Source organism: Bacillus sp. AFS012607 (assembly GCF_002558005.1).
GTDB classification, from domain to species: domain Bacteria; phylum Bacillota; class Bacilli; order Bacillales; family Bacillaceae_G; genus Bacillus_A; species Bacillus_A thuringiensis_S.
Genome location: NZ_NTVM01000045.1, coordinates 32,422 through 44,716 on the forward strand (window position 1 = coordinate 32,422; position 12,295 = coordinate 44,716).

A 12,295-nucleotide genomic window follows, 5' to 3' on the forward strand; every position below is an offset into this window, starting at 1 on the left:
AACAAACCTCCTAATTCAAATTATTCTTTTCTAAACTGAAAATTCAAGTGTCTTGATTGGTTGATTTCCTCAATTACTTTACGAATACCTTCTTCAATCTTATCTTCTTTTACATTCGAAACATTTAACTTTAACAGTTTTTCTTTAGGAAAATTCCTCATATAATTCTTATCAATAGTATCGACACTTATTTGCATGTCACCTAATTTTTGTATAAGTGTTTCTGTAACTATGTTTTTCTGCATTTCTAAACAAGTGTGTATTCCAAATGTGTTTTGTCTATTATATGTAAATAATGATTGATCTTCATTTTGCACTTTTTCTAATGTTTCTGCTAGTTTTATTGATCTATTGTAGTAGGAAGAATTAATTTTACTTTTATGACGTTCAAACATACCGCTCTTTATATAAATTTCTAAAGCCGCTTGAGAAATCATCGGACTATCAATATCTAGTATCTTTTTGTATGTATAGAAAGCATTTGCAATGGATGGTGGGATGACTGCAACTCCAACCCGTAAACCAGGAAAAATAATCTTCGAATAACTTTTCAAATATATGACATGACTACAATTATCCAAGCTATATAACGGATCTGCTTTTGAATCAGTTTCTAAATCTGCTAAATAATCATCTTCCACTATAAATACATTGTATTTCTTAGCCAATAGTGCGATTTTTTCTTTCTCATCTTTAGAATAAGAAGTTCCAAGCGGATGATGATATCTCGGTATCGTATAAAAGAATTTTATTTTTCCAGTTTGAAATATTTGCTCCAATTCATTCAAATCGATACCTTCATTCGTACGTTTAATACCGATTACAGGAACTTTATTTATTTCTAGATAATCAATATATAGATGATATGTTGGCTGTTCAATTAATACAGTTTCATTTCCATTCGGAAATGGTATAGAAGTTAATATAGCAAGCGCCTGCTGCACACCTGACGTTATAAAAATATTGTCTTCTTTCGTGAACACTTGATAATTTGCCAACTGTTTTTGAATGACTGGAATTAAAGATGGTAACCCTTTCGGTGTTCCGTATACGAACAAATCATTTTTATAAGTATCAATAGCCTTATTAATGCAATGCTGAAAATCTAAATATGGGAAAACATCTGGATCTGGTGCTGAAGAAGCGAAATCAATTATCTCGTTATTTTCTATGGTACTCCCAGATTTCTTAACAACGTAGTATCCACTTTGAGGGACAGAATATATAATGTGACGCTTTTCTAATTCATGAAGCGCACGTATAACTGTTGCCTTATTACATTCATATTGCGTAACGAGTGACCGTATAGACGGTAATTTCTTCCCTTCTTTTATTTCTCCATTTTGAATCATATTTTCTATGTCATTTAAAATATGTAAATACTTATACATATTACACCTCCTCCAGCAATTCTATATTTAATTACATCGGTTCTCTATTCATATAGCATTCATTCCTCAATTAGTTAATTTTCCGATCATCTATATCGTAAATCCCAATAGCATATGAATCATTTTCAATCCATTTCTTTACTGCTTCTGTTTTAAGTACCCCTTCAACTTCTTTTTCTATTTTCTGTCCAAGTTCTCTCGCCCCTACTTCATCATCGCTAAGCTTAGTTTTTATATCAATGGTAACAGGTTGATTCTTTTTATAATTTATTTGCTGAATACTAAACCCTTCATATCCATTTTTTCTGAATACGTCATCAAATATATGTCCAAAAACTTGATTCCATCTACTCTCTGCCTTTACAACTTCTCTATTTCTTTGAGTTATATTGATTTTATAAGACGTTACACCTTGTATCACCAATCTTTTATTAATATCATTTTTTATTTCGTTACTATCTTCGCTATCAGCAATCTCTAAATCTAATATTCTTTCTTTTTCATCTCTTATAGCAGCACTAAAAAAAGATTCCTCCTTTACCGCGGCTGTAGCAATATCCATCACTATAGACTCTTCACTTTTAGCATCTTCAATCTCATTCTCACAGGCACATAATAAAGTGAAACTTTAATCATTGGGGGTTTTGTTCATCCCCAATGATTATTAGTTGAACCAATCGGGCTTTTACGGGCAGTTGATCCCCCCACCTAACTTCTTTCGCTGAATTTTGAGGTGGGGATCTTACTGCCCGTTAATGCGGGATAAAACAAGTGGAAATAAAAATACAAGTAACTTCTTTCCCTTTCTCATGCAGCACCCCTCCATATATTTTCATTTACGATAAACTTTTTACTTTGACATATAAATACCTTCTTTAATTATTTAAATTTAACATTATTTCACATTTACCCCACTTAACAAGGGAATTACAATTAATAAATAGAATATCTCTATGAATAAATAAAAAGTGAGGGATATATAATGCAACGTGTAAATACGATTGATATTAGTAATGTACTACAATTGGAAAAAACTCTTTCGACTTTATTAAATAAAATGATTTCTTCAAAACTAGACCTTGAAAATTGGTTAAAAGAGCAGTCAAAAGTAATTTGGGACATCGAAGAACAATTAAGATCACATTACATCGCCTTTCAATGTAATACGGATGATGAAGAAATAAAGGATACTTTTGAACATGATCAACAATTTGTAAAGCCACTTTTAAAGCGGTACCAAAATTTATTGGATAATAAATATTTAGAGTCACCTTTTCGAATGGAATTAGATTCTAACGTATATGGTTTATTAGATACAAAAATAAAAAATGCTCAAAAGTTATTTTGTGAGGAAAATATCGAATTAGAAATACAGGAAGACAAATTAGTCACAGAGTACTTTGAAATTACTGGAGGATTAAGTGGAATTTGGGACGGAGAAGAAAAAACGATAACAGAATTACAATCCTATTTACAAGATTCGAATCGTGACACCCGTAAAAAGGCAAAAACCATTATTTCTGAACAATTTTTATCTGTTGAAAAAGAACTCCAAAACATATTAAATCAATTAATTGAAATTCGCCATCAAAAAGCAAAAAATATTCAACTAGAGAATTATCGCGATTATATGTTCAAAAAATACGAGCGTTTTGATTATTCAGCGAAAGATTGCTATGAACTAGCTGAATCCATAAGTAAGTATGTTGTGCCTCTTAAAGATAAAATATTGCTAGAGAAAAAAGATAAACTGCAAGTTGATACGCTTCGCCCGTGGGATGTATCAGCTGTAACTCCAGATCAAAAAGTACTTAAACCTATTGCAAATGAAAATGATTTAATTGAAAAGAGCACTCATATCTTTAATAAACTAGATGTTGAATTTTCAGCACTTTTAAACCGAATGTATAAACACAATTGTCTTGATTTAACAAGCCGCAAAGGAAAAGCAGCTGGTGGCTTTTGTGAGTACTTACCAGCTTCACAATTATCTTATATTTTTATGAACTTAAATTATACACAAGATGATATTGTCACTTTTATACATGAAATGGGTCATAGTATTCATAACGAACTCATAAAACCATTAAAATTACGACAGTATATAGAAATTCCAGCTGAAACAGCTGAGCTAGCCAGTATGACAATGGAGTTATTCTCGCTTAATTATTGGGATACCTTCTATACAGACAAAAAAGATTTAAAACAAGCAAAAATTAACTTCTTTAAAGATGTTATTTCATATTTACCTATTATGCTTATTGTCGATCAATTTCAACACTGGCTGTATGAAAATCCAAGTCATACTTCTGAAGAAAGAAATGAAAAATACTTACAACTTCAAAAACATTATCAGTCTAGCGTCATACATATTGATGGCTACGAAAACTGGATAGCAACGAGTTGGCTACCTGTACTCCATATTTTTGAAGTACCATTTTATTATATTGAATATGCGATCGCCCAACTTGGTGCATTACAAATGTATAAACAATATAAAGAGGATCCTAAGCAAGCGCTAGAAAATTATAAAAAGGCATTATCACTAGGAAGCTCTCAATCTATAAAAGAAGTGTATGATGCAGCCGGTATTCGTTTTGATTTTTCTGGTGAAACAATTAAAGAACTAATGCTATTTGTAGAAAAAGAATTAGAATTACTTGAGCAATTATAAGAAGAAAGCTGCACCTATATTTTTGGTGTAGCTTTCTTCTTTATTTTATTAATCAGCTCTATGTACTGAGTATCTCCATATCCGATTGTTGGAAAAAGATAAAACAACTTTATTAATAATTCACGAGTTGATAAATCTTTATTTTTAGAGATGAATTTCATTACTGCATTATCTTCTGTTAACATTTCTAAAAATAAGTCTATAGCCTGATACATTACAGGTGGTACCTTATGAGAGGTCTTTTTATGGTTTACTAATACTTCATTGTATATAGAAGAATAATTCCCCAATTCAAGTTCAATTTGATTTACTTTAAATTTATCCTCTCTAAAGCTATTTAAGTATACCTTCCCTTCATAAGCAGACTGTTCAAGGTGAGAAAGTATGGTAAGTAGGTTCATTTGGCAAAACATATCTTCACCAAACCATAGAACAATACATTTATACTTTTTCGTAAAAAGGTTTTCTAACGGATCTATAACCTTTTTTATATAACTTTCTACTAAACTGTTATGTCCTTTCGCTCTTGTTTTAATAAACTCTTCATTAAAAACTTGAGTAGTAGCCGAGTTCACACACATTGCCTCATTAAATGGTGCATAATCAGAATCACCCATTAGCTTTTCGTTTTTAAATTCTTCATACATAACTTGACCATTTAATATGTTAAGTACCTCTTTATCAAATAGCTCACTCTTCCTATTTCGTAACTGCTCAACCTCTATTTTTCTAGAAATATTCATATTAAACGCCCCTTCTTTATTTAAATTTAGTTTAACAAATGATTGAATAGGCATTTTGTTAAGTTGGTATTCTCTTGGATTCATTCCAAAAACATTTTTGAAAGCTCTACTATAAGCCTCTTGGGAAGAGTAATCGTAATCCAATGCGACCTCAATTATCTTCCTACCATTCTTTAAATCTTCCGTAGATAAATACAACCTTCTAAGAAGAATATAACGTCTAATACTGAAACCCATTACTTGATGAAATTTAAAAGAGCAATAATAAGGAGAATACCCCATGTAACGAGATAATTCATCTAATGAAAATCTCTTTTTTAAATTGCTCTCAATCCAATTAATCATCTGCTGTATATGTTTATTCATTTCCTTCACTCCTTATTTAAAAGTATAGGAGAAGTGCGTTTCTTTCTTTTGATATTTCTTGTGTTTTATAACATGAGCCTTTCTCTAAAGTCTTTATAATCTATATATAAGTATTAATTTTATATTTTTTCATCTATCTTATTTTGTCATACCTTCTATTCATTTTTCAATTTAGCGTTAATGAGTATGTTGGCAACACCTTACTAATTATTAAAGGTCAATTTACATCATATTTCATTTTAAAGGATTTCAAAAATTAAACACGAATTTTATAAAATAAAATTCTTTTAATTCCCAAGTTAAAAAATTAAGGTTTGGAAAGGACGTTTCAATGAACAAGCTAGAAAAAGAAATACTTCAATTCATAAATGAACAGTATCCGTTGAATTTTATTAACATTAAGCCAATAACAAATGAGATGTATGAATGTCTTACAGAACAAGGTACATACTTCAGTAGAATTACAAACTACAAAACATATGAAGAACAGATAGAGGAAGTTTTATATCAAAATGGTTTAGGTGTTCCACCAATAATCCCTTCATTACAAGGGAATTTTGTAGAAAAATTCACATTAGACAAGGAGATTTTTGCTGTATTATATAAAGCTGCTCCTGGTATACATTTACCAAGGTCTGAATGGAATTCTAATATATTTAAAAAACTTGGTAAACAAATTGGAAAATTACATCGTATATCTAAAAGCTTTGAAAAGATTAAACCAGTAAAACATATAAACGATTGGTATGAAAATGAAGAATATAATTTTCTTAAATATATCCCTAAAGAAGAAAATACAATAAGAGAAATTGCATCTGACGTTTTAACTTCCATAAAAGAGCTACCAAAATCCCCTTCAAATTACGGCTTAATACACGGAGATTTATGGTTAGAAAACATTTTAGTCGAAAATAATTCAAACTTAACAATGATAGATTTTCAAGACTGCGAAAAACATTTTTACATATTCGATTTAGCCGTTCCTATTTATAGTGCAATAGAATATTCATTTGCTGGAAATGGGAATATCGTTGACTATGAGTATTCTATTACAAAAGCACTATTTGAAGGCTACCAAGAGAAAAATGAGCTACCAAAAGAGATGAAAGACAAGTTTCCGTTATTTATTAAATTAAAGGAGATTTTTGAATATAGCTTAATGCATATGTATTGGGATAAAGATGAATTAACGGAGGAACAAGTACGGATTATGAACCTTTATAGGATGAAGATCGAAAATAAGAATACCTATATCAATATTTAAGAATACTGTTGTTTAACTACAAGGAAACTTTGGTTAAACAACAGCATTTATTAATTAGCTGACAACCTTTTTTATGACTTATAAATACTGATTCAATAATCTTTTCAAATACACTTCATTTTGCGGTGATACTTTTTCAGAAAATCTAGCTGCAATAATAATAGGAGCCCATTGAAAAACTTCATCTCTTGATATGCCGGTACGACTGCAATATATATGTAAATACATCTCAGCTAATTCTACCGAAGATTGTGAGTACAACAAGTATGTTCGAAATACATCTGCGCGAATATCACCTGAACTAGCATCTACCCAATCTATAACTTTCACTTTCTCTTCCTTACTCAAAATCAAATTAAATGGATGAAAATCTCCATGACATAGCCTAAAATCAAATGTAATAGATTCTAATTTTTGTAATATATCCTTCTTTTTGCGTTCATCCAATTTATGCACAGATTTAATTTGACGCTCTAACCTTTCCCTCATTAACTCCATTTCATCTGTATTCACATGTATAGCATGGATCTTTTTTTGCTCATTAACACAAAGGCCGATATAACGCTCTGCCTCATTTAAATTATTAAGCAGAAGATCACCAATGTTGTCCCCTTTTACATGTTCCATAATAATTGCCTGTCTATTTTGTATCTTTGTCACTTCGAATACGTTTGGAACTGGCAGCCCGCATGAATAAGCATATTTTTGTTTTTTTGCTTCATTCATAGACTCTGTATCTGGGAGGTAATCTTTAAATAATTTTACAACCTTATCATCAATTAAATAAATTTCTGCAGTATTCCCTTTTGCAATTGGATTACCTAGATTCACTTCATTTCTCTCCTTAAAATAAGTTTGAATAACGCTTAATCCTTTTCTTTGCATTCACTCTAATCATAACGAAAACCTTCTTCACGAAGATATAAAAAACTTACCACTTTCTATCCTTAAATAGAAAGTGGTAAGTTTAGTTCTTTAGGAATATTGGAATGAAACTCTGGTGTATACACAATAGAAAATGAATATCCCTGCTCAATAAATGATACTTCATTATGTTTACATTCAAAGGGAACATTATTTTTCTTAAAGTTATTTTGGATGTGCTGTAAAAATGCTGAATCCGGTGTTCCAAAAGAAACATGAACTTTCGGTGGTAAAGCTTTCATTGCGATTGGAATCCAAGGTCTCTGCCACCAAGTCGCGACGATATATGCAGTGCCACCTATAACAAAGTTAAAAATATCCCCATCTTCCATCGTTTTCATATTTAGATTTGATTTTAACCATTCCGTAAAAACAGGTACACTTTTAACAGGAAGACCAATTTCCCTTACGTATAAAATGTTTAAAGGTGAGTGTGGTACTAATACATCTTCTTTAACATAACTATGCGCGATAATTTCGAGAAGATTTCCATCGCCATCTCTGAAATATAAGTTGAATCGGCCGCTCTCTTCATCAATTGTATGACCATCTTTCCATTTTACAATGAGTAATCCAGACTTTTCAAGCCATCTTGCAACTTCATGAAATTTTGAATATGGAATCTCAAAAGCAAAGTGCGCAGGTGCAATTGGTTCATATAATTCTTGAAAACTAATTGTAGTGTACGGTGTTACTTTAAATTGAATAAATGATTCTGTTTCTTTTTTTATTGGAAAAGATAATATGTCCCTATAAACTTGTTTTACCCCTTCTATGGAAACCGTTTGTAATTTTATATCTAATATATGTGTAATCACGTTACATTCCCCCTTGTTTCTTATTATCTATTCGTATTGTATTACACTTATAAATAGATAAAATCAAACGGAAGGATGGATTTTTCATGTAGAAACTACAACTTTAGTATGAATATGTTAGCTCCAATTATTTTTTATTTCTGCTATAACAATTTCTGGTTTATCCCAGTACAACATATGTGTAGTATCAGGAATTACTTTTACTATACTGTCCGTTTTCTCTTTAAAAACATTTACTGTCTTATCTCTATAATCCGCCCAAACTTGTGGGACTGTAGCTCGAAGTAATACAATATTAGCCGGTAGCTTCTCATATATATCTATAGTTTCATCTTTATGCATACCTCTTATTATATTACTAGCTGTATTTCCCCTGGCATGCCACCATACTTTATTATCCATTTCGATCCCTAGATCCTTTACAGCAATTTCTATAAATCTTAAACTCGTACTACCTAATCCATGTAAACAAAAGATAACGGGCTTGTCATTATTCCCCCATTCAGTAATATGTACATTTATTTTTTCATTGCTAATATAGTAACGTTTCAAAACATTTATCCTCCATATTTTGATTTTTTAATTTACACTTTATTTATTTCTATTATTTTCAAGTATTTCCTGTATTCTTTTCCACACAAAAAGCTGCTTTTCTTTAAATGAAAAGCAGCTTTTACACTAAAATATATTATAATTTAACAGCAATAATCATAAATCTTTTTGAATTAGTACGAATCCCTTTTTCAAAACTATACGTATCAATGAACTTTTGTAAAATAGTAAAATCCTCTTCCTGTTCTCCGAATCTAGGAATAATAGGGGTATGTTTTAATAAGAAAATGAGATCTTCAGACCTACTGTAATAATCAGTAACATCATATTCACGTACTTGCACGAGATCAAATCCTGCACTAATAAGTTCATTCATATACTTTTCTTTTAAAGTACCATCCCGTTCACCTAAGCATTGCCCTCTACCAAATGCTTCTTTCAGGTTTAATTTATCATTCTCACTTACTTGTTGTGTTAAGAAAAAGGCACCCTTTTTCATTACTTTCGCTAACTCAGATGCCAGAAACGGGGCATGACAACTTGAAGCAATATCAAAATGTGCATGTGGAAATGTTAAAGCTTCAGAACCCATTTGAAGAAACTCAACATTTTGTACACCTGATTTTTTCAAGTTAGAATGTGCCGTTGCAATCATGCCGTTAGAATTATCAATTCCAATCAACAATTTAGCTGATGATGCTATGTTAAGTACATTTTCTCCTCCCCCTGTACCAACATCAAGTAAAATATGTGATGGTTTACACCTTTCTTTTACCTCACTATAAAAGTCCCATGTATCTCCTACAGTTTCACATTTTATTTTACTAAAATCCCATCCATTTAATCTTCCTACTTTATCATAGAAGCTTTTATACTCTAATTCGTTCATCTTATTACTTCCCCTTTGTAAAAATAAATTAAATATGTATAATAACCTACGACACTCCTTAATTATATATTATAAATTACAAATTATTAAAACAATATTTCCCTTCACACTACAATAAGTTTACATAACATTTTTATGGTTTATCTTTATCTATATATTCTAAATGCCCTCTTCCCCAACTACACATACTATCCAAAACAGTACTGACTGTTTTTCCATGTTCAGTTAAGCTATATTCTACTTTAGGTGGTATTTCTTGATAAATTTCGCGTTTTATTAGTTGATCTTGCTCTAATTCACGTAATTGCTTCGCTAACGTCCCTTGAGATATATCTGGTATCAATCGCTTTAATTCACCAAAACGTTTCATTCCATCTGTTAGCAAAATAAACAAAATGAGTGGCTTCCATTTCCCACCGATTATTTGTAATGTTGCTATTACCCCTTTTAACTTCGGTTCTTGTAAATCCATTTTTCTCACCTCTCCTCAGATATCATAAAGTGAAACTTTAATCAGTGAGGGTTTTGTTCATCCCAAACTGATTATTAGTTGAACCAATCGGGCTTTTACGGGCAATTGATCTCTTACCTAACTTCCTTGCATTTTCCTAACTTTGAGGTGAGAGTTTTACTGCCCGTTAATGCGGGATAAACCATATTTAGCGATTTTTCCAATTACTTATCCGCATAAATAGCGATTAGTACGAAATTTACGACTATGTACATATAAAGTGCGTACTTTTCACTTGCTCCCTTTTAGCGAATAATAAAAGCATAGCACAGTTATATTCTAAATTTTTTATTAAAGGAGTGGCTAAAATATGTCTATTACTACATTAGAAAATAGTCGTATTGTTATCATTGGCGGGAGTTCTGGTATTGGATTGGCAACGGCAAAACAAGTAATTGAACAAGGAGCACATGTTATTATTGCAGGGCGTTCGGAAGAAAAATTAAAAGTTGCTAAAAAATTAATAAATAGCAATCATCTTCAAACTTATATATTGGATAATCAAAATAAAGAGCAATTACAAATTTTTTTCAAGACAGTTGGGAACTTTGATCATTTATTCACACCGGGAGCCTCTTACACACTTGGACCAATTACCTCTACAGAGGAAATTGCTGAAAGTAGCTTCATCGGAAAGTTTTGGCCTCAATATTATGCCGTAAAATATGCAATTCCTTTTCTTTCAAACTCTGGATCTATCGTGTTAATGTCCGGTGCATTTAGTCAAAGACCACTTAAAGGCGCACCTGCTTATGGAGCTTGCAATGGTGCTATTGAAAGTTTAGGGAAGGCTTTAGCTGTGGAATTAGCTCCTATTAGAGTTAATGTGGTTTCTCCTGGAACAATACAAAAAGAAAATGAACAAAATGAAAATAGACTAGTTGCTTACGAAGCTTATAAATCTCTTTCACTTGTACAACGAGCTGGATATAATGATGAAATTGCACATACTGTCCTATATTTAATGCAAAATAGTTTTACTACGGGTAATGTATTGTTTCCTGATGGAGGGTACACATATCATTAAATTATTTAAGACAAAAGCCCCTTATTACGGTGGCTTTTGTTGCTCATTTAAACATTGCTGAAATTTCCAAATAGATGATTACATTACTTTAGTACCAACTGGTTGGTTTTTAGATGATTCATTACAATCCGCTCATTTTGTACATTTGCAAATAAAATTGTGCTAGTAGTTGACGAATCGAATCTCGAAGTAATTTGTCTTGATATTTATGGATAAGTTTCCAAAGAAAAAAGGCATATAATTAATGCCTTTTTTCTTTATCATTATTTAACTGGATAACAAACTTCTGTAACCCACTTATTAGGATCCGATTCCATCGCTGGGCTCACATGATAAATATTAAACATCGGGCCTGCTAATTTGTAACCTTCTGTCTCAATCCATTTTGCCGCAGCCTCATTTACAGCTGTCATCTGTTCATAACTTCCATTAACTGTTATAGAAGCTATATTGGTTGATTTCATATTTTTAAATGTAACGTCTTTTGTATTTTCGTGCTTACCTAGAATACTTAGCTGTATTTCTATATCTACATCATTTTCTTTGTATTCACGATCATGGAAAACCGCAATACTATAACTCGGATGGGCAATACTAATATTTTTCATTTGAATTTCTTGCATTAATACACTCCATAAATCACCTTCGCAATTATACGATGGAATAATCTTTCTAACACTAGCTACAGTTCTTTCTGGAATTTCTTTTATTGAAACATGATAATTCATCTCAACAACATCCTCTCTCATCGTTTTCATTGAGTCTTCGAGGAGACGTAATTGTTTTTGGAGGTTATTCATGTCTTCTTTAATTTGAGCACTACGATTAAAAAATTGCTCTTTTATGCTATCTATATTATCGCATTCTATTATTTCTTTAATAGTAGCAATATTAAACCCCATAGCTTTTAACGTTTGAATTTGATTTACTTTTTTTAATTGGTCTGCTGAATAAAATCGATATCCACTCTGCTCATCGACTTTTACTGGTTGTAATAATTCCACTTTATCGTAGTGTCTCAACATACGTATACTAATGGAAGATAGTTTCGAAAAATCCCCTATTTTAAACATGATTTCCTCCTATAAGTTACATCTACTTTGAAGCTCAACTTCATCATAAACAATGACATTATG

Annotated in this window: 12 protein-coding genes; 3 read left to right on the forward strand and 9 right to left on the reverse strand. The window is 31.2% G+C overall.

The window, feature by feature from the left end:
• Positions 1–20: 20 nt before the first annotated feature.
• Both CN409_RS29470 and CN409_RS29475 read right to left on the reverse strand, forming a co-directional pair.
• The gene (locus tag CN409_RS29470) at positions 21–1,391 is read right to left on the reverse strand and encodes an aminotransferase-like domain-containing protein (RefSeq protein ID WP_097982073.1); all 1,371 of its coding nucleotides are present in this window, start codon (positions 1,389–1,391) and stop codon (positions 21–23) included.
• A gap of 70 nt (positions 1,392–1,461) precedes the next feature.
• Positions 1,462–1,953 (reverse strand): DUF4030 domain-containing protein, encoded by a 492-nt coding sequence (locus CN409_RS29475; RefSeq protein WP_097982072.1) that lies wholly within the window; start codon positions 1,951–1,953, stop codon positions 1,462–1,464.
• A 420-nt stretch (positions 1,954–2,373) separates the two neighbouring features.
• Between CN409_RS29475 and CN409_RS29480 the strand changes: the two genes are divergently transcribed.
• The gene (locus CN409_RS29480; RefSeq protein WP_097982070.1) at positions 2,374–4,065 is read left to right on the forward strand and encodes a M3 family oligoendopeptidase; all 1,692 of its coding nucleotides are present in this window, start codon (positions 2,374–2,376) and stop codon (positions 4,063–4,065) included.
• A gap of 14 nt (positions 4,066–4,079) precedes the next feature.
• Here the strand turns inward: CN409_RS29480 and CN409_RS29485 are convergent, their stop codons facing one another.
• A complete protein-coding gene (locus CN409_RS29485) occupies positions 4,080–5,174 on the reverse strand; it encodes a helix-turn-helix domain-containing protein (protein ID WP_097982069.1) in 1,095 nt (364 codons plus the stop codon).
• Positions 5,175–5,505: 331 nt separating this feature from the next.
• Here CN409_RS29485 and CN409_RS29490 point away from each other — a divergent pair, with 331 nt between their 5' ends.
• The gene (locus CN409_RS29490; protein ID WP_097982067.1) at positions 5,506–6,438 is read left to right on the forward strand and encodes a phosphotransferase enzyme family protein; all 933 of its coding nucleotides are present in this window, start codon (positions 5,506–5,508) and stop codon (positions 6,436–6,438) included.
• Positions 6,439–6,516: 78 nt separating this feature from the next.
• On the opposite strand, the gene CN409_RS29495 is transcribed toward CN409_RS29490, so the two are convergent.
• From CN409_RS29495 to CN409_RS29515, 5 genes are all read right to left on the reverse strand, one after another.
• A complete protein-coding gene (locus CN409_RS29495) occupies positions 6,517–7,269 on the reverse strand; it encodes an aminoglycoside phosphotransferase family protein (protein ID WP_097982078.1) in 753 nt (250 codons plus the stop codon).
• A gap of 116 nt (positions 7,270–7,385) precedes the next feature.
• Positions 7,386–8,180: a VOC family protein gene (locus CN409_RS29500; protein WP_000627905.1), complete on the reverse strand. Its 795-nt coding sequence runs from the start codon at positions 8,178–8,180 to the stop codon at positions 7,386–7,388.
• A gap of 117 nt (positions 8,181–8,297) precedes the next feature.
• Entirely contained in the window at positions 8,298–8,732 is a 435-nt protein-coding gene (locus CN409_RS29505) for a lipase (RefSeq protein ID WP_086391155.1), read from the reverse strand.
• 136 nt (positions 8,733–8,868) lie between these two features.
• The gene (locus CN409_RS29510; protein ID WP_001003870.1) at positions 8,869–9,621 is read right to left on the reverse strand and encodes a class I SAM-dependent methyltransferase; all 753 of its coding nucleotides are present in this window, start codon (positions 9,619–9,621) and stop codon (positions 8,869–8,871) included.
• A gap of 133 nt (positions 9,622–9,754) precedes the next feature.
• A complete protein-coding gene (locus tag CN409_RS29515) occupies positions 9,755–10,093 on the reverse strand; it encodes a winged helix-turn-helix transcriptional regulator (protein WP_000365520.1) in 339 nt (112 codons plus the stop codon).
• A gap of 349 nt (positions 10,094–10,442) precedes the next feature.
• On the opposite strand from CN409_RS29515, the gene CN409_RS29520 reads away from it, so the two are divergent.
• A complete protein-coding gene (locus CN409_RS29520; RefSeq protein ID WP_000029094.1) occupies positions 10,443–11,159 on the forward strand; it encodes an SDR family oxidoreductase in 717 nt (238 codons plus the stop codon).
• Positions 11,160–11,422: 263 nt separating this feature from the next.
• Here CN409_RS29520 and CN409_RS29525 read toward each other — a convergent pair whose 3' ends face one another.
• Positions 11,423–12,232 (reverse strand): MerR family transcriptional regulator, encoded by an 810-nt coding sequence (locus tag CN409_RS29525; RefSeq protein ID WP_086391154.1) that lies wholly within the window; start codon positions 12,230–12,232, stop codon positions 11,423–11,425.
• Positions 12,233–12,295: the final 63 nt, after the last annotated feature.

Excerpts from the sequence above, each read along its gene's own strand:
- CN409_RS29510 (WP_001003870.1), bottom strand. The coding sequence starts at position 9,621 with ATGAACGAATTAGAGTATAAAAGCTTCTATGATAAAGTAGGAAGATTA.
- CN409_RS29485 (WP_097982069.1), bottom strand. The coding sequence starts at position 5,174 with ATGAATAAACATATACAGCAGATGATTAATTGGATTGAGAGCAATTTA.
- CN409_RS29525 (WP_086391154.1), bottom strand. The coding sequence starts at position 12,232 with ATGTTTAAAATAGGGGATTTTTCGAAACTATCTTCCATTAGTATACGT.
- CN409_RS29515 (WP_000365520.1), bottom strand. The coding sequence starts at position 10,093 with ATGGATTTACAAGAACCGAAGTTAAAAGGGGTAATAGCAACATTACAA.
- CN409_RS29520 (WP_000029094.1), top strand. The coding sequence starts at position 10,443 with ATGTCTATTACTACATTAGAAAATAGTCGTATTGTTATCATTGGCGGG.
- CN409_RS29480 (WP_097982070.1), top strand. The coding sequence starts at position 2,374 with ATGCAACGTGTAAATACGATTGATATTAGTAATGTACTACAATTGGAA.
- CN409_RS29490 (WP_097982067.1), top strand. The coding sequence starts at position 5,506 with ATGAACAAGCTAGAAAAAGAAATACTTCAATTCATAAATGAACAGTAT.
- CN409_RS29470 (WP_097982073.1), bottom strand. The coding sequence starts at position 1,391 with ATGTATAAGTATTTACATATTTTAAATGACATAGAAAATATGATTCAA.
- CN409_RS29475 (WP_097982072.1), bottom strand. The coding sequence starts at position 1,953 with ATGGATATTGCTACAGCCGCGGTAAAGGAGGAATCTTTTTTTAGTGCT.